This is a genomic window from Pantoea sp. X-Soil-TKNS-1211 (assembly GCF_059730495.1).
Genome location: NZ_AP035953.1, coordinates 743,141 through 760,592 on the forward strand (window position 1 = coordinate 743,141; position 17,452 = coordinate 760,592).

Consider the following 17,452-nt stretch of genomic DNA (forward strand, 5'->3'; position numbering starts at 1 on the left):
CGCGTTGCAGGAAGGCGGCAAGAGAATGAATCCTCAGGAGCTTACATCAGTAAGTGACTGGGGTGAATGAGCGCAGCCAACGCGCCTGTAACGTGAAGTATGACGGGTATAAAAACACCGGCTTAATGACCGATATATGGAACCGAGAATCTGATGAGTGACTATAAATCTACCCTGAATTTGCCGGAAACGGGGTTCCCGATGCGTGGCGATCTGGCCAAACGCGAACCGGGAATGCTGCAACGTTGGTATGATGACAACCTGTACGGCATCATCCGCGAAGCCAAAAAAGGGAAAAAAACCTTTATTCTGCATGATGGCCCTCCCTACGCGAACGGCAGCATTCATATTGGTCACTCCGTTAACAAGATTCTGAAAGACATTATCGTTAAGTCGAAAGGCATGGCGGGCTTTGATTCGCCTTACGTTCCGGGCTGGGATTGCCATGGTCTGCCGATCGAACACAAAGTTGAGCAGATGATTGGTAAGCCGGGCGAGAAAGTCAGCGCGGCGGAATTCCGTGCAGCCTGCCGTCAATACGCGGCGGAGCAAGTGGAAGGGCAGAAAAAAGACTTTATCCGTCTTGGCGTGCTGGGCGATTGGGATCGTCCGTACCTGACCATGAACTTCCAGACTGAAGCCAACATCATCCGTGCGCTGGGTAAAATCATCGGCAACGGCCACCTGCATAAAGGCGCGAAGCCGGTGCACTGGTGTCTGGACTGCCGCTCGGCGCTGGCGGAAGCCGAAGTCGAATATTACGACAAAACCTCGCCGTCCATCGACGTGATGTTCAATGCGTTGGATGCGGATGCAGTGCGCGCTAAATTTGGCGTCACAGCCTCTGAAGGCCCGGTGTCTCTGGTCATCTGGACCACTACCCCGTGGACCATGCCAGCCAACCGCGGTATTTCTCTGCATCCTGAGTTTGAATACCAGCTGGTGCAAATCGAAGGCCGTAGCCTGATCCTCGCCAAAGACCTGGTGGAAAGCGTGATGAAACGCGCGGGCATCAGCGACTGGCGTGTGCTGGGTGAATGCAAAGGTGCAGCGCTGGAGCTGCAACTGTTCCAGCATCCTTTCCTGGAAAACATCCAGTCAAAAGTGGTGTTGGGCGAACACGTTACCCTCGAAGCCGGTACCGGTGCAGTGCATACCGCGCCAGGTCACGGCCCGGATGACTATGTTATCGGTCAGAAATACGGTCTGGAAACCGCTAACCCGGTTGGCCCGGATGGCACCTACCTGCCAGGCACTTATCCGACGCTGGATGGCGTCAACGTATTCAAAGCTAACGATATGATCGTTGAGCTGCTGAAACAGAAAGGCGCGCTGCTGCACGTAGAAAAACTGCTGCACAGCTACCCGCACTGCTGGCGTCATAAAACACCGATCATCTTCCGTGCCACCCCGCAGTGGTTTATCAGCATGGATCAGAAAGGTCTGCGTGCCCAGTCGCTGAAAGAGATCAAAGGCGTGCAGTGGATCCCGGATTGGGGCCAGGCGCGTATCGAAGCGATGGTCGCTAACCGCCCGGACTGGTGTATCTCCCGTCAGCGCACCTGGGGTGTGCCGATGGCGCTGTTCGTGCATAACGAGACCGAACAACTGCACCCGGATACGCTGGAGCTGATGGAAAAAGTGGCGCAGCGTGTGGAGCAGGACGGTATTCAGGCGTGGTGGGATCTTGACGCACGCGAGCTGATGGGTGACGACGCTGACAACTATACCAAAGTGCCGGATACGCTGGATGTGTGGTTCGATTCCGGATCAACCAGCTATGCCGTGGTGGATGCGCGCCCGGAATTTGAAGGTCATAGCCCGGATATGTATCTGGAAGGCTCGGATCAGCATCGCGGCTGGTTTATGTCCTCGCTGATGATCTCCACGGCGATGAAAGGTAAAGCACCGTATCGCCAGGTACTGACGCACGGTTTCACCGTGGATGGCCAGGGCCGCAAGATGTCGAAATCCATCGGCAACACCGTGGCACCACAAGACGTGATGGACAAGCTGGGTGCTGACATTCTGCGTCTGTGGGTGGCATCAACCGACTACTCCGGCGAAATGGCGGTGTCCGATGAAATTCTGAAGCGTTCTGCGGATGCTTATCGTCGTATCCGTAACACCGCGCGCTTCCTGCTGGCTAACCTGAGCGGCTTTAACCCGGTAACCGATAAAGTCAGCCCGGAAGAGATGGTGGTGTTGGACCGTTGGGCCGTTGGCCGTGCGCTGGACGCACAGGCAGATATCGTAGCCTCCTATGCCAACTACGATTTCCATGAAGTGATTCAGCGTCTGATGCAGTTCTGCTCGGTAGAGATGGGGTCGTTCTATCTCGACATCATTAAAGACCGTCAGTACACCGCCAAAGGCGACAGCCTGGCGCGTCGCAGCTGCCAGACAGCACTGTGGCATATCGTTGAAGCGTTGGTGCGCTGGATGGCACCGATTATGTCCTTCACTGCGGACGAAATCTGGGGCTACCTGCCAGGCGAACGTGCACAATACGTGTTCACCGAAGAGTGGTACGACGGCCTGTTTGGTCTGGCCGACGACGAAGCGCTGAACGATGCCTATTGGGCTGAGCTGCTGAAAGTGCGCGGCGAAGTCAACAAGGTGATTGAGCAGGCTCGTAGCGATAAACGTATCGGTGGCGCGCTGGAAGCGACGGTGACCCTGTATGCGGATGCGGAGCTGGCGGCGAAATTGCAGGCGCTGGGTAACGAACTGCGCTTTGTGCTGCTGACGTCAGGCGCCACCGTAGCGGATTACGCTACAGCGAGTGATGAAGCGCAGCAGAGTGAATTGCTGAAAGGTCTGAAAATCGCGCTGCATAAAGCAGAAGGCGAGAAATGTCCGCGCTGCTGGCATTACACTACCGACGTCGGTCAGAACCCGGAACATGCGGCGGTCTGCGGACGTTGTTACACCAACGTGGCCGGTAACGGCGAAGAGCGTAAGTTTGCCTGATGAGTAAAGCAATTTTCTCAACCGGATTGCGCTGGCTGTGGCTGGTGCTGGTAGTGATTGTGGTCGATTTCGTCAGTAAGCAGTGGATCATGAACAACATGATGCTGCACGAAACGCGGCCACTGATGCCGTTCCTGAACCTGTTCTACGCGCACAACTATGGCGCGGCGTTCAGTTTCCTGGCGGATAAAGGCGGCTGGCAGCGCTGGTTCTTTGCCGGTATCGCCATCGCGATTGTGGTGGCGCTGCTGGTGATGATGTACCGCAATCCGGCCCGCAACAAATTAACCAACATTGCCTATGCGCTGATTATCGGCGGGGCATTAGGTAACCTGTTTGATCGCGCGTATCACGGTTTTGTGGTCGACTTTATCGACTTCTATATCGGTGACTGGCACTTCGCGACCTTTAATATCGCTGACTGCGGCATCTGTATAGGTGCTGCGCTGGTGGTGCTGGAGGGCTTTTTAAGCCCGAAAGGCAAACAGGTTAAAGATTAAGGGTAAATGATGACAGACTCTGTACAGCGCGACAGCGCGTTGCTGGTGCATTTTACGCTGAAGCTGGAAGATGGTTCGACAGCGGAATCGACGCGCGCCAACGGCAAACCCGCGCTGTTTCGTCTGGGCGATGGCAGCCTGTCGGCGGCGCTGGAGCAGGAACTGCTGGGACGTAAAGTGGGCGACAAGCACAGCTTTACCCTGGCACCGGAAGATGCCTTTGGCGGCATCAGCCCAGACCTGATCCAATACTTCTCGCGTCGTGATTTTATCGATGCGGGCGAGCCGGAAGTCGGTGCCATTATGCTGTTCAGCGGCATGGGTGGCAGCGAAATGCCGGGCGTGATCCGTGAAGTCTCTGGTGATTCGATCACCGTCGATTTCAACCATCCGCTGGCGGGTCAGCACATTCAGTTTGAGATTGAAGTGTTGGAGATCGATCCGGTGCTGGAGGCAAGTGATGCAAATCCTGTTAGCTAACCCACGTGGTTTCTGCGCGGGTGTGGATCGCGCCATCAGCATCGTTGAACGCGCGCTGGAGATGTACGGCGCACCGATCTATGTGCGCCATGAAGTGGTACATAACCGCTACGTGGTGAGCAGCCTGCGCGAGCGTGGTGCCATCTTTATTGAAGAGATCAGCGAAGTGCCGGATGACGCTATCCTGATCTTCTCGGCGCACGGGGTATCTCAGGCGGTACGTGCTGAAGCAAAGGCGCGTAATCTGACCATGCTGTTTGATGCCACCTGTCCGTTGGTGACGAAAGTCCATATGGAAGTGGCGCGCGCCAGCCGTAAAGGCGTCGAAGCCATTCTGATTGGGCATGCGGGGCACCCGGAAGTGGAAGGCACGATGGGGCAGTACAATAACCCCAACGGCGGCATGTATCTGGTGGAATCGCCGGAAGATGTGTTCAAACTCAATGTCAAAGATGAACGCAATCTGTGCTTTATGACCCAGACGACGCTGTCCGTCGATGATACGTCAGACGTGATTGACGCGCTGCGTCAGCGCTTCCCGGCGATCATCGGTCCACGCAAGGATGATATCTGTTACGCCACCACCAATCGTCAGGAAGCGGTGCGTGTGTTGGCGCGGGATGCCGAAGTGGTGCTGGTGGTGGGGTCGAAAAACTCCTCCAACTCTAACCGCCTGGCGGAACTGGCACAGCGTGCCGGTAAGCTGGCAAAGCTGATCGACTCTGCTGATGATATTCAGGAAGAGTGGGTGAAAGGCGTGACCACCATTGGCGTAACCGCAGGAGCCTCAGCGCCGGATGTGTTGGTGCAGCAGGTGATTCAGCGTCTGCGCGACCTGGGCGGCGAAGCGGCAATTGAGCTGATTGGCCGCGAAGAAAACATTGTGTTTGAAGTGCCGAAAGAGTTGCGCGTCGACGTTCGCAACGTTCAGTAAGAGAATCACCACACATTCTGTAACGGCGCGATTTATCGCGCCTTTTTTTCGGGTTTTCAAAAGATGCGCGATAAATCGCGCTGCTACGCAGATCCTATTTCCACCTGGTGAGATTGCTTTTACTGATAATCTGACGCGGCTGGCATAAAATTCTTATTATCCCTTTTTTATTGTGGCGTGACTGTTATCTGACCGTTAACCTGTTTGCGCTTTGCATGCATAGATTTGTATCAGGAATGAATAAATATGAGTGAAATCCGCATTGCTATTGTTGGTGCGCCGGGTCGCATGGGACGCAATTTGATTCAGGCCGCGCAACAGGCGGAAGGCGTCGTATTAGGCGCTGCGCTGGCTCGCACCGGTTCGTCACTGATCGGCAGCGACGCTGGTGAACTGGCGGGTATTGGCAAGACCGGGGTTATCATCACCGCTGATTTGCAACAGGTGGTCAATGATTTCGACGTGTTGATCGACTTCACCCGTCCGGAAGGTTCGCTGGAATATCTGGCTTTTTGCCGCCAGCACCAAAAAGCGATGGTGATTGGCACCACCGGTTTTGATGAAGCGGGCAAAGCGGCGATTCGTGCTGCGGCAGAAGAGATTGGCATCGTGTTCGCCGCCAACTTCAGCGTTGGTGTGAACCTGGTGCTGGAGCTGCTGAAACAAGCCGCAAAAGTGATGGGCGAGTATGCCGATATTGAAATCGTGGAAGCGCACCACCGTCACAAAGTTGATGCACCATCAGGTACGGCACTGGCGATGGGTGAAGCCATCGCTGAGGCGATGGACTGGAAACTGGATGAGCACGCGGTCTACACGCGTGAAGGTCATACCGGAGAGCGCAAAGCGCAAACCATCGGTTTTGCCACCGTGCGTGCGGGGGATATCGTCGGCGAACATACCGCGATGTTTGCTGATATTGGGGAACGCGTAGAGATTACCCATAAGGCTTCCAGCCGCATGACCTTTGCAAATGGTGCCGTGAAAGCCGCTTACTGGCTTAAAGACAAGAAATCTGGCCTTTATGATATGCGTGATGTGCTGGATTTATCGATGTTGTGAGTGTTGTGAACCATCGTGATGTGGTTATTTCAATCGGTAAGATATTGATTGAATAGGGCAATATTATTATTGCCCTTTATTTTATATGATAAATAGCCATTACGTTTATTTTTATCAATAAGTCTCGTGTTTTTATGTTTTGTGTGTGTTTTTTTATCCTTTAAATCATCAATTTTGACCATTTGGTCAAAAATATCGTCCCGGTAGCACGCATTTCAGATTATTTCCGCCTCGCAACCGTTTATTTTTCCGAGTTATCTCGCTCTTTTATCCCTTTCTGCTGCTTTTAACATTCAGTTGCCCGAAAAAAACAAAAAAATAACGTCTCAGGGTAGACAATGTGCGGGTCGATCATTAGAATGCGCGCAATTTGCCAAAAATCGACCAGTCAGGCGGTTTTTGCATTGATTCAGGACTGTATTTTGAATTAATATGCAAATATTGTGACTGTTTATTCCCTGGAGGATGTTTTGATTAAGTCAGCGCTCTTGGTTCTGGAAGACGGAACCCAATTCCACGGTCGGGCCATCGGGGCAACGGGATCGGCAGTGGGGGAGGTCGTTTTCAATACGTCAATGACCGGTTATCAAGAAATCCTCACTGATCCCTCCTATTCCCGCCAAATCGTCACCCTCACTTATCCCCATATCGGCAATGTTGGCGTTAATGCCGCCGACGCAGAGTCCAGTCAAATTCATGCTCAAGGCCTTGTTATTCGCGACCTGCCGCTGATTACCAGCAACTTCCGTAGTGAAGAGAGCCTGTCAGCTTATTTGCAGCGCAACAACATCGTCGCCATTGCCGATATCGATACGCGCAAGCTGACACGTCTGTTGCGTGAGAAAGGGGCACAGAACGGCTGTATCATCGCGGGTGATAACCCGGATGCTGCGCTGGCGTTGCAGAAGGCACAAGCCTTCCCTGGCCTGAAAGGTATGGACCTGGCAAAAGAAGTGACGACAGCAGAAACTTATCCATGGCAGCAGGGTAGCTGGACACTGGCAGGTGACCTGCCGGAGCAGAAGTCAGCAGAAGAATTGCCCTTCCACGTGGTGGCCTACGATTTTGGCGCCAAGCGCAATATCCTGCGTATGCTGGTGGATCGCGGCTGCCGTCTGACGGTAGTACCGGCGCAAACCTCAGCGGAAGACGTGCTGAAGCTGAACCCGGACGGGATCTTCCTCTCCAACGGCCCTGGTGACCCGGAGCCATGCGATTACGCCATCAGCGCGATTCAGTCTTTCCTCAATACCGATATCCCGGTATTCGGTATCTGCCTCGGCCATCAGCTGCTGGCGCTGGCAAGCGGTGCGAAGACCATCAAAATGAAGCTGGGCCATCATGGCGGCAACCACCCGGTGAAAGATCTCGACAATAACACCGTGATGATCACTGCGCAGAACCATGGCTTCGCGGTTGATGACAGCAACTTACCGGCCAATTTGCGTGTGACGCATGTGTCGCTGTTCGACCAGACCGTACAGGGTATTCACCGTACCGATAAACCGGCTTTCAGCTTCCAGGGACACCCGGAAGCCAGCCCAGGCCCGCACGATGCGGCGCCGCTGTTCGATCACTTTATCGAACTGATTGAAGCCCACCGTTCTAACGCGAAGTAATCAGGAGCTAACGATGCCAAAACGTACAGACATAAAATCCATCCTGATCCTTGGCGCAGGCCCGATCGTTATCGGCCAGGCATGTGAATTTGACTACTCCGGCGCACAGGCGTGTAAAGCGCTGCGTGAAGAGGGTTACCGCGTCATCCTGGTGAACTCCAACCCGGCAACCATCATGACCGACCCGGAAATGGCCGATGCGACCTATATCGAGCCTATCCACTGGGAAGTGGTGCGTAAAATCATCGAAAAAGAGCGCCCGGATGCGGTTCTGCCAACTATGGGTGGCCAGACAGCGCTGAACTGTGCGTTGGAACTGGAACGTCAGGGCGTGCTGGAAGAATTCGGCGTGACCATGATCGGTGCGACTGCTGATGCGATTGATAAAGCTGAAGACCGCCGTCGTTTCGACGTAGCGATGAAAAGCATTGGCCTGGATACCGCACGTTCCGGTATTGCGCACACCATGGAAGAAGCGCTGGCCGTCGCTGAAGACGTCGGCTTCCCGTGCATCATTCGCCCTTCTTTTACTATGGGTGGCACCGGTGGCGGTATCGCGTATAACCGCGAAGAGTTTGAAGAGATTTGCGAACGTGGTCTGGACCTGTCGCCGACCAATGAGCTGCTGATTGACGAGTCGCTGATTGGCTGGAAAGAGTACGAGATGGAAGTGGTGCGTGATAAAAACGACAACTGCATCATCGTCTGCTCCATCGAAAACTTCGATGCGATGGGTATCCACACCGGTGACTCCATCACCGTGGCTCCGGCGCAGACTCTGACCGACAAAGAATATCAAATCATGCGTAACGCCTCGTTGGCGGTACTGCGTGAAATCGGGGTTGAGACGGGCGGTTCTAACGTGCAGTTCTCGGTTAACCCGAAAGATGGTCGCCTGATCGTTATCGAAATGAACCCGCGTGTGTCCCGTTCTTCGGCGCTGGCCTCTAAAGCGACCGGCTTTCCGATTGCTAAGGTAGCGGCGAAACTGGCGGTGGGCTTCACCCTCGACGAACTGATGAACGATATCACCGGTGGTCGTACTCCGGCGTCATTCGAACCGTCCATCGACTACGTTGTGACTAAGATTCCACGCTTTAACTTCGAGAAGTTTGCCGGTGCCAACGATCGCCTGACTACCCAGATGAAATCTGTCGGTGAAGTGATGGCGATTGGCCGTACTTTCCAGGAATCCATGCAGAAAGCACTGCGCGGCCTGGAAGTGGGTGCCAACGGTTTTGACCCGAAAGTGAACCTTGATGATGCCGAAGCGCTGACCCGCATCCGCCGCGAGCTGAAAGATGCCGGTTCTGACCGTATCTGGTACATCGCCGATGCGTTCCGCGCGGGTATGTCGGTTGACGGCGTGTTCAACCTGACCAACATTGACCGCTGGTTCCTGGTACAGATTGAAGAACTGGTGCGTCTGGAAGAGCAGGTGGCACGTGAAGGCGTGAAGGTGCTGGACTTTGCCTTCCTGCGTGCGCTGAAGCGTAAAGGCTTTGCCGATGCACGTCTGGCAACCCTGGCTGGCGTGGCGGAAAGTGAAATTCGTAAACTGCGTCAGCAGTTCAACCTGCATCCGGTCTACAAACGTGTTGATACCTGTGCGGCAGAATTCGCGACCGACACGGCCTATATGTACTCAACCTATGAGGAAGAGTGCGAAGCCAATCCTAACCAGGACCGCGATAAAATCATGGTCCTGGGCGGCGGTCCAAACCGTATCGGCCAGGGTATCGAGTTTGACTACTGCTGTGTACACGCCGCGCTGGCACTGCGTGAAGATGGTTACGAGACCATCATGGTTAACTGCAACCCGGAAACCGTTTCCACCGACTACGACACCTCTGACCGCCTCTACTTCGAGCCGGTTACGCTGGAAGATGTGCTGGAAATCGTGCGCATCGAACAGCCGAAAGGCGTCATCGTGCAGTACGGCGGCCAGACCCCGCTGAAACTGGCGCGTGCGCTGGAAGCGGCAGGTGTGCCGGTTATCGGCACCAGCCCGGATGCGATTGACCGTGCTGAAGACCGTGAGCGTTTCCAGCAGGCGGTTGAGCGTCTGAACCTGAAACAACCGGCTAACGCCACTGTGTCTACTCTGGAGCAGGCGGTGGAAAAAGCGGTTGGTATCGGTTATCCGCTGGTGGTGCGTCCGTCCTATGTACTGGGTGGCCGTGCGATGGAAATCGTTTACGACGAAATCGACCTGAAGCGGTATTTCCAGACGGCGGTGTCGGTTTCTAACGATGCGCCTGTTCTGCTTGACCGTTTCCTGGATGACGCGGTTGAAGTCGACGTTGATGCGATTTGCGACGGCGAGCGCGTGTTGATTGGCGGCATCATGGAACATATCGAGCAGGCGGGCGTGCACTCCGGCGACTCCGCTTGTTCATTGCCAGCTTATACCCTGAATGCCGAAATTCAGGACGTGATGCGTCAGCAGGTAGAGAAACTGGCATTCGAACTGAATGTCCGTGGTCTGATGAACGTACAGTTTGCGGTGAAAGACAATGAAGTCTACCTGATTGAAGTCAACCCGCGTGCAGCACGTACCGTACCGTTTGTCTCCAAAGCGACCGGTGTGCCACTGGCGAAAGTGGCTGCGCGCGTGATGGCAGGCAAAACGCTCGCTGAACAGGGCGTCACCAAAGAGGTGATTCCGCCGTACTACTCCGTGAAAGAAGTGGTACTGCCGTTCAACAAGTTCCAGGGCGTTGACCCGATCCTCGGCCCGGAAATGCGTTCAACCGGTGAAGTGATGGGCGTAGGGCGTACCTTTGCGGAAGCCTTCGCTAAAGCGATGCTGGGTGCGCAGAGCAACATGAAAAAATCAGGTCGCGCGTTGCTGTCGGTGCGTGAAGGCGATAAGAAACGTATCGTTGATCTGGCGGCGAAATTGCAGAAGTTTGGCTTTGAGCTGGATGCCACCCACGGCACCGCTGTGGTGCTGGGTGAAGCCGGTATCAATCCGCGCCTGGTGAATAAGGTACATGAAGGTCGTCCGCACATTCAGGATCGCCTGAAGAACGGTGAATACACCTATATCGTTAATACCACGGCTGGGCGTCAGGCGATTGAGGATTCCAAACTGATTCGCCGCAGTGCACTGCAATATAAAGTGCATTATGACACCACGCTGAACGGCGGTTTTGCGACGGCGATGGCACTGAATGCAGACCCAACCGAAAAAGTGATTTCTGTGCAGGAAATGCATCAGCAAATTACAGGTTAAAACTTCTGGTTAAATAACAAACAACGGCTCCTCAGGGGGCCGTTTTTTATTTATTTATCTGTCTGGTTAATAAGTTAACTTATATGAAACATATTGATTTGGCTTAGTTTTTAGCTCTTAGTGCGGATTTAATTTTTCACATCATTATTAGCACAATTTTATAAATATAAAGCGATGCTGCTCCCTTTAGTATCTTAATCGCTCATTTTTTCGAGCATAACTGGGATATTTATAAAAAATGAAAATGCGTGCTTTCACTCTCACCGCCATTGCTGCGCTGGTCGCAGCGGCACCACTTGCCAGCCAGGCTGAAGTTACTCTTCTCAAAGCAGACCCGCAGGCTAACGATCCGCTGAGCCGTCTCGACTTTAAAGTCGGCGGAAGTATCCGTCCGCAGTTCCTGCATCAGAACGGCGTGAATGACAAATCTTACCAGCGTAATGGTTATGACGGTGGCTCACGTTTCCGTTTTACCGCCAATTACTACCTGTTCGATGATGTTAGCTGGGTGGGTTACTACGAGCTGGGTGTCAACTTCCCGGCCTGGTGGGGTTGGGATAACCACTATGCCGACGGTGCGAACAACACCACGCGTCGTCAGCTGTACACCGGCTTCAAAAGTGCGACCCTTGGTGAACTCTACTTCGGTCAGCAGAACAGCATTTACTATGATGTGGTCGGTGCAAAAACCGATATCTGGGATTACGATATGAAAGCCCAGGCACCGGGTAACGGTATCAATGGTGACTACGATGGTTCCTACCGTTCACGTAAACAGCTGAAATACAAAAACACCTTTGGCGATGCTGATGTTTATGCGTCTTATCTGTTCGAAGATAATGACTATCTGCCAGGTAAAGGACTGCGTTACAAACGTAAAGGCGGCGGTTCTCTGGGTGTGAACTACCACATCACCAAAGATCTGGCCTGGGGTACGGCGTGGAACTATACCCGTGCTGATATCCATCAACCGTCAAGCGGCGACAGCAAAACCTATAACCAAAACATCTACGGTACTGCACTGAGCTGGACGCCAGGTAACTGGACGCTTTCTGCCGGTGGTGGTTACTATCAGAACTTCCTGTCTACCAAAACATCGCAGGTACATAACTACTTCGCTGGCGATGCCTGGGGTGTGGAATACTTTGCGGGCTACAAATTCCCGATTGGTCAATATGCGGTTAAATCCATCCAGCCGTACTTTATGGGTGACCGTCTGCAATACATCAATGATCGCAACTATCAACGTATCGACAACGGCCTGGGTGTGAGCTTCCAGCTCGACTACGGCTTCCGTGTTGATTACGAATACGTGATTACCTCCAGCACCGACAAATCACTGGGTAACGTTAACCTGTTGCGTCTGCGCTACGATTTCTAATCGCTATCCACGGCTCCTTGCGGGAGCCGTTTTCTTTTGTTGGCGTCAGTGCGCATTTCTTTACACGCGCGTACAGGTCACATCCCCTTTTCACGCTGCCTTGTGCCATTTCCACGCTAAAATATGGCGCCTCTCTCGGATATTGCTGAGAAAAGCGGTGTAAAACTCTGTCCAATAACAAAAATGCGGTGGCAAAGGAGCTTTACGCAAATAGCGAGTCCCTCCTATCGACGAAAGTTTCGCCTTTACGTATGATGGCGCCAATTTTTTTCCTGTAGGTCATTAAACATGATTAGTCTGATCGCAGCTCTGGCAGCGGATCGCATCATCGGTATGGAAAATGCCATGCCGTGGAACCTGTCTGCCGACCTGGCATGGTTCAAGCGCAACACCCTGAATAAGCCCGTGATTATGGGGCGTCTGACCTTTGAATCCATTGGTCGTCCGTTACCGGGCCGTCTGAACATTGTGGTCAGCAGCCAGCCGGGCAACCATGAAGGCGTGACCTGGGTAACGTCGCTGGAAGATGCGGTGAATGCAGCGGGTGATGCGGAAGAGGTGATGGTGATTGGTGGTGGGCGTATTTACGAACAGATGCTGCCGCGTGCCGACCGTCTCTACCTGACCCACATTGATGCGGAAGTGGAGGGTGACACCCAATTCCCGGACTACGAGCCGGACGAGTGGCAGTCTACCTTCAGTGAATTCCACGATGCCGACGCGCAGAATTCACACAGCTACTGCTTCGAAATCCTCGAACGCCGCCGTTAATTTATAGCGGCGCGATTTATCGCGCGCTTTTAAAACCTGTGCGATAAATCGCGTCGCTACGAAACGGTTATTCGTGGTGACTGAGCGGCGGATGGGCTGCGCTCTGCGCCATCGCCTGCTCACGGTTAGAATGCTGGACATAGTATTGCTGTGTTTCCCAGTGCAGCAAGGTGAGCGTTCCCCCCCAGCAACAACCGGTATCCAGCCCAATGATGCCCTCCGGCGTGCCTTTACCTTCCAGAGATGCCCAATGCCCGAAAATCACCGTGTAATCACGTGCCACTGGACTCGGGATCATAAACCAGGGTTTTAATGGTGGTGGGGCGGATTCTGGGGCATCCTTGCAGATCATATCCAACTGACCATTCGGGAAGCAGAAACGCATCCGGGTCAACGCGTTAGTACTGAAGCGTAAGCGTGCCAGACCGCTGAGTTCTGGGGTCCAGTTATTCGGCATATCACCATACATCGCGTCGAGAAATAGCGGGTAGCTGTCACTGGATAGCACGGCTTCGACTTCACGCGCACAGATTTTTGCCGTATCGAGATCCCATTGGGGCGTGATACCTGCATGGGCCATGACCAGCTTTTTCTCTTCATCCACCTGCAATAACGGCTGACGACGCAGCCAGTTAATCAGCTCATCAGCATCGGCGGCTTCCAATAACGGTGTCAGGCGATCTTTGGGTTTGTTACGGCTGATACCGGCATACACCGCCAGTAAATGGAGATCGTGATTGCCTAACACTAACCGTACGCACTCTCCCAGCGACTTCACGTAACGCAGCACGTCGAGCGAGCCGGGGCCACGAGCCACCAGGTCGCCGGTCAGCCACAGGACATCCTGCTGCGGATCGAAGTTAACCTGTGCTAACAGGGCACGTAACTCATCATAACAGCCGTGAACATCGCCAATCAGATATGTACTCATTACATCAGTCCGGTTAAAACGCATCGCCCGGACTGGCCGGGCGAGGAAGGATTAGTGGATGTGGGTTTGCACCGCGAGTCGGAACACTGGAATGTCGACAAAGAACTCTTCGCCTTCTTCGTCGATCATCACGTAATGACCCTGCATGGTGCCCATCGGCGTTTCGAGGATCGCGCCGCTGGTATATTGAAATTCACTACCGGGCGCGATATGGGGTTGTTCACCCACCACCCCTTCGCCCTGAACTTCAGTTTCGCGACCGTTGCCGTTGGTGATCAACCAGTAACGACCGCGCAGTTGGACGCTGCTGCGCCCCAGATTGCGGATGGTGATGGTGTAGGCAAACACGTAGCGCTCCTCGTCAGGTGACGATTGCGACTCCACATACAGGCTTTGTACCTGGATACAGACGCGGGCCAGTTCACTCATGCACTTAGTTCTCCAGATTTTCTGCCTGATAATTGCCGAGCCAGTTGGCCAGTTGACAATACTGAGCAACCGAGACGTTTTCTGCACGCAGGGAGGCATCAATATTCAGTGCCTCCAACGCACCCGCAGCAAACAAATGACCCAGGCTGTTGCGCAACGTTTTACGGCGTTGACCGAAAGCCTCGGTCGTGATGCGGCTTAACAGACGCACATCGCTGACCGGATGTTGTGGCTGAGCATACGGCACCAGGCGTACCACCGCGGAGTCCACTTTAGGCGGTGGTGTGAACGATTGTGGCGGTACTTCCAGTACCGGAATCACCTGACAATAATACTGCGCCATCACGCTGAGTCGACCATAGGCTTTGCTGCCCGGTCCGGCCACCAGACGGTTGACCACCTCTTTTTGCAGCATGAAGTGCATGTCTTTAATCGAACCAGTATAGCTGAAAAGATGGAACATCAGCGGGGTGGAGATATTGTACGGCAGGTTGCCAAACACACGCAGTGGCTGGCCTTTCTCACGCGCCAGCGCGGAGAAATCAAAGGTCATCGCATCCTGTTGGAAGATGGTCAGTTTGGGGCCAAGAAACGGGTGGGTTTGTAAACGCGCGGCAAGGTCGCGGTCCAGTTCCACCACGGTCAGCTCATCCAGGCGCTCGCCCACCGGCTCTGTCAATGCGCCGAGGCCGGGACCAATCTCCACCACGGCTTCCCCCTTTTGCGGGTGAATAGCGGAGACGATGCTGTCGATAATATACTGATCGTTCAGGAAGTTTTGCCCGAAACGTTTACGGGCGTAATGCCCCTGATGGACGCGATTATTCATTACTGCTCTTGATCATAGTGATGGCGAGGTTAAGCGCCGTAATAAAGCTGCCCGGCTCCGCCTGACCCAGACCGGCCAGTTCCAGCGCGGTGCCATGGTCAACTGAAGTACGGATAAAGGGTAGTCCCAGCGTGATATTCACTGCTCGGCCAAACCCCTGAAATTTTAGTACAGGTAAGCCCTGGTCGTGATACATCGCCAGCACGGCGTCAGCATGTTGCAGATATTTCGGCTGGAACAGGGTATCAGCGGGCAACGGACCGGTCAGTTGGATGCCCTGCTGCCGTAATTCTTCCAGTGCCGGGATGATAGTATCAATTTCTTCGCGGCCCATATGGCCACTTTCGCCCGCGTGCGGATTCAGGCCGCAGACGAAAATATGCGGGTTCGGCAGGCCGAACTTTTGCTGCATATCACGGTGCAAAATGGTAATCACTTCATGCAGGCTGTCACGGGTGATCGCGGCCGACACATCTTTCAGCGGTAGATGGGTTGTCGCCAATGCCACCCGCAGCTCTTCGGTAGCCAGCATCATTACTACGCGGTCACCGCCCGCGCGATCGGCGAAAAACTCGGTATGTCCGGTAAAGGGGATACCGGCATCGTTGATCACGCCTTTGTGAACCGGGCCGGTAATCAACGCGGCAAATTCACCGTTAAGGCAGCCATCACAGGCTCGCGCCAGGGTTGCCAGCACGTAGTGGCTGTTAGCCACCGCCAACTCACCTGGTGTGACCGCTTGCGCGGTATCAATCTGGAGCAGCGTCAGTGAACCAGCCTGTTGCGGTTGTGCCGCCGCACCGGGCTGGTAATCACGCAGCGTCAACGGTAAGCCAAGCTGAGCTGCGCGATTACGCAGCAGCTCACCATCAGCGCATACCACCAGTTCAACCGGCCAGTCACGCTGAGCCAGTTGAACGGTTAAATCAGGACCAATCCCGGCGGGTTCGCCGGGAGTGATAACCACACGATAATTACTGACCATTGTTGTCCAGAATCTTCACGTAAGCACTGGCGCGCTGTTCCTGCATCCAGGTCTGCGCTTCTTCCGCGAATTTACGGTTAAACAGCAGGCGATAGGCGCGTTCTTTCTGTGCCGCATCGGTCTTATCAACCTGACGGGTATCCAGCAACTGAATCAGATGCCAGCCAAAAGAGGAGTGAACCGGCTGGCTGGTCTGGCCTTTCTGCAAGCGCAGCAGCGCATCACGGAATGCCGGATCGAATACCTCCGGTGAGGTCCAGCCCAGATCACCACCCTGGTTCGCTGAACCCGGATCGTCGGAATACTGTTTAGCTGCGGCGGCAAAGGTGATCTTACCGCTGCGAATATCGGCGGCAATCTCTTCCAGTTTGGCACGTGCCTGATCGTCAGTGAGGATGGGTGACGGTTTCAGCAGGATATGACGTGCGTGTACTTCGGTCACGGAGATGTTTTTGCTCTCGCCACGCAGATCGTTCACTTTCAGAATATGGAAGCCAACGCCTGAACGGATCGGACCTACCACATCGCCTTTCTGCGCGCTTGCCAGTGCCTGGGAGAACAGGGTAGGCAACTCTTCAATCTTGCTCCAGCCCATGTTGCCGCCTTTCAGCGCCTGCGGATCGGCAGAATAGGTCACGGCCAGTTTGCCAAAGTCGGCACCTTTTTTCAGTTCACCCACTAATTGACGAGCCAGCGCTTCCTGGTCATCAACTTGCTGCTGGGTTGGGTTTTCCGGCAATGGCAGCAGGATCTGGCTGACATTCAGCTCCGTACCTTGCGTGTTCTGCGAACCAATCTGTTTCGCCAGGGTATCCACTTCCTGCGGCAGAATAGTCACGCGACGGCGTACTTCGTTGTTACGTACTTCAGAGATCATCATCTCTTTACGGATTTGCGCACGGTACTCGTTGTAGTTAATACCGTCATAGGCGATGCGGCTACGCAGCTGGTCGAGGGTCATATGGTTTTGACCGGCGATGTTCGTAATAGCTTCATCCAACTGCTGATCGCTGATCTGCAGTCCCGCTTTTTCACCCATCTGTAAAACAATGCTATCCATGATCTGGCGCTCAAGGATCTGATGACGCAGGGTATTGTCATCAGGCAGTTGTTGATGGGCCTGCTGTGCCTGTGCTTTCACCGTGCGCAGCATGCTATCAACGTCACTCTCCAGCACCACGCCGTTATTCACGACGGCGGCAACTTTATCTACCATTTGCGGGGCTGCGAACGCAGTGTTAGCGGCAATCGCCACACCAAGAATCAGCATTCTCCAGTTCTTCATACTTTATCCATTGTTGTTTCCGCACTGCGGGATAG

14 protein-coding genes are annotated in these 17,452 nt (G+C 54.0%); 9 read left to right on the top strand and 5 right to left on the bottom strand.

Annotated elements, in window-relative coordinates; all coding sequences use genetic code 11:
- The first annotated feature begins 153 nt into the window (after nucleotides 1-153).
- From ileS to folA, 9 genes are all read left to right on the top strand, one after another.
- A complete protein-coding gene (gene ileS, locus AC6I8W_RS03345; RefSeq protein ID WP_497836974.1) occupies nucleotides 154-2,973 on the top strand; it encodes an isoleucine--tRNA ligase in 2,820 nt (939 codons plus the stop codon).
- Entirely contained in the window at nucleotides 2,973-3,473 is a 501-nt protein-coding gene (lspA, locus tag AC6I8W_RS03350) for a signal peptidase II (protein WP_497836975.1), read from the top strand. The genes ileS and lspA overlap by 1 nt, the downstream gene beginning before the upstream one ends.
- 9 nt (nucleotides 3,474-3,482) lie before the next feature.
- A complete protein-coding gene (gene fkpB, locus AC6I8W_RS03355; RefSeq protein WP_480371467.1) occupies nucleotides 3,483-3,953 on the top strand; it encodes an FKBP-type peptidyl-prolyl cis-trans isomerase in 471 nt (156 codons plus the stop codon).
- The gene (gene ispH / locus AC6I8W_RS03360) at nucleotides 3,934-4,887 is read left to right on the top strand and encodes a 4-hydroxy-3-methylbut-2-enyl diphosphate reductase (protein WP_497836976.1); all 954 of its coding nucleotides are present in this window, start codon (nucleotides 3,934-3,936) and stop codon (nucleotides 4,885-4,887) included. The genes fkpB and ispH overlap by 20 nt, the downstream gene beginning before the upstream one ends.
- 246 nt (nucleotides 4,888-5,133) lie before the next feature.
- Entirely contained in the window at nucleotides 5,134-5,949 is an 816-nt protein-coding gene (dapB, locus tag AC6I8W_RS03365) for a 4-hydroxy-tetrahydrodipicolinate reductase (protein WP_497836977.1), read from the top strand.
- A 470-nt stretch (nucleotides 5,950-6,419) separates the two neighbouring features.
- A complete protein-coding gene (gene carA, locus AC6I8W_RS03370; RefSeq protein WP_013507820.1) occupies nucleotides 6,420-7,568 on the top strand; it encodes a glutamine-hydrolyzing carbamoyl-phosphate synthase small subunit in 1,149 nt (382 codons plus the stop codon).
- 13 nt (nucleotides 7,569-7,581) lie between these two features.
- Entirely contained in the window at nucleotides 7,582-10,806 is a 3,225-nt protein-coding gene (carB, locus tag AC6I8W_RS03375) for a carbamoyl-phosphate synthase large subunit (RefSeq protein ID WP_497836978.1), read from the top strand.
- 238 nt (nucleotides 10,807-11,044) lie between these two features.
- On the top strand, nucleotides 11,045-12,187 hold the full coding sequence (locus tag AC6I8W_RS03380) for a porin (RefSeq protein ID WP_497836979.1): 1,143 nt from the start codon (nucleotides 11,045-11,047) through the stop codon (nucleotides 12,185-12,187).
- A 288-nt stretch (nucleotides 12,188-12,475) separates the two neighbouring features.
- Nucleotides 12,476-12,958 (top strand): type 3 dihydrofolate reductase, encoded by a 483-nt coding sequence (gene folA / locus AC6I8W_RS03385; RefSeq protein WP_497836980.1) that lies wholly within the window; start codon nucleotides 12,476-12,478, stop codon nucleotides 12,956-12,958.
- A 67-nt stretch (nucleotides 12,959-13,025) separates the two neighbouring features.
- Here the strand turns inward: folA and apaH are convergent, their stop codons facing one another.
- The 5 genes from apaH to surA are packed head-to-tail and all read right to left on the bottom strand — an operon-like array spanning nucleotide 13,026 to nucleotide 17,417.
- Nucleotides 13,026-13,889, bottom strand: coding sequence for a bis(5'-nucleosyl)-tetraphosphatase (symmetrical) ApaH (gene apaH, locus AC6I8W_RS03390; protein WP_497836981.1), 864 nt, complete (start codon nucleotides 13,887-13,889; stop codon nucleotides 13,026-13,028).
- Between the two features lie 51 nt (nucleotides 13,890-13,940).
- Entirely contained in the window at nucleotides 13,941-14,318 is a 378-nt protein-coding gene (gene apaG / locus AC6I8W_RS03395; protein ID WP_497836982.1) for a Co2+/Mg2+ efflux facilitator ApaG/CorD, read from the bottom strand.
- Nucleotides 14,319-14,322: 4 nt separating this feature from the next.
- On the bottom strand, nucleotides 14,323-15,147 hold the full coding sequence (gene rsmA, locus AC6I8W_RS03400; RefSeq protein WP_497836983.1) for a 16S rRNA (adenine(1518)-N(6)/adenine(1519)-N(6))-dimethyltransferase RsmA: 825 nt from the start codon (nucleotides 15,145-15,147) through the stop codon (nucleotides 14,323-14,325).
- Entirely contained in the window at nucleotides 15,140-16,132 is a 993-nt protein-coding gene (gene pdxA / locus AC6I8W_RS03405; protein WP_497836984.1) for a 4-hydroxythreonine-4-phosphate dehydrogenase PdxA, read from the bottom strand. Before pdxA ends, rsmA begins: the two co-directional genes overlap by 8 nt.
- Nucleotides 16,122-17,417, bottom strand: a complete 1,296-nt coding sequence (gene surA, locus AC6I8W_RS03410) for a peptidylprolyl isomerase SurA (RefSeq protein WP_497836985.1) — start codon at nucleotides 17,415-17,417, stop codon at nucleotides 16,122-16,124. Before surA ends, pdxA begins: the two co-directional genes overlap by 11 nt.
- Nucleotides 17,418-17,452: the final 35 nt, after the last annotated feature.

Coding starts and splice junctions, on each gene's coding strand:
- apaH (WP_497836981.1), bottom strand. CDS start 13,889: ATGAGTACATATCTGATTGGCGATGTTCACGGCTGTTATGATGAGTTA.
- apaG (WP_497836982.1), bottom strand. CDS start 14,318: ATGAGTGAACTGGCCCGCGTCTGTATCCAGGTACAAAGCCTGTATGTG.
- folA (WP_497836980.1), top strand. CDS start 12,476: ATGATTAGTCTGATCGCAGCTCTGGCAGCGGATCGCATCATCGGTATG.
- fkpB (WP_480371467.1), top strand. CDS start 3,483: ATGACAGACTCTGTACAGCGCGACAGCGCGTTGCTGGTGCATTTTACG.
- dapB (WP_497836977.1), top strand. CDS start 5,134: ATGAGTGAAATCCGCATTGCTATTGTTGGTGCGCCGGGTCGCATGGGA.
- rsmA (WP_497836983.1), bottom strand. CDS start 15,147: ATGAATAATCGCGTCCATCAGGGGCATTACGCCCGTAAACGTTTCGGG.
- lspA (WP_497836975.1), top strand. CDS start 2,973: ATGAGTAAAGCAATTTTCTCAACCGGATTGCGCTGGCTGTGGCTGGTG.
- ispH (WP_497836976.1), top strand. CDS start 3,934: ATGCAAATCCTGTTAGCTAACCCACGTGGTTTCTGCGCGGGTGTGGAT.
- carB (WP_497836978.1), top strand. CDS start 7,582: ATGCCAAAACGTACAGACATAAAATCCATCCTGATCCTTGGCGCAGGC.
- AC6I8W_RS03380 (WP_497836979.1), top strand. CDS start 11,045: ATGAAAATGCGTGCTTTCACTCTCACCGCCATTGCTGCGCTGGTCGCA.
- surA (WP_497836985.1), bottom strand. CDS start 17,417: ATGAAGAACTGGAGAATGCTGATTCTTGGTGTGGCGATTGCCGCTAAC.
- pdxA (WP_497836984.1), bottom strand. CDS start 16,132: ATGGTCAGTAATTATCGTGTGGTTATCACTCCCGGCGAACCCGCCGGG.
- ileS (WP_497836974.1), top strand. CDS start 154: ATGAGTGACTATAAATCTACCCTGAATTTGCCGGAAACGGGGTTCCCG.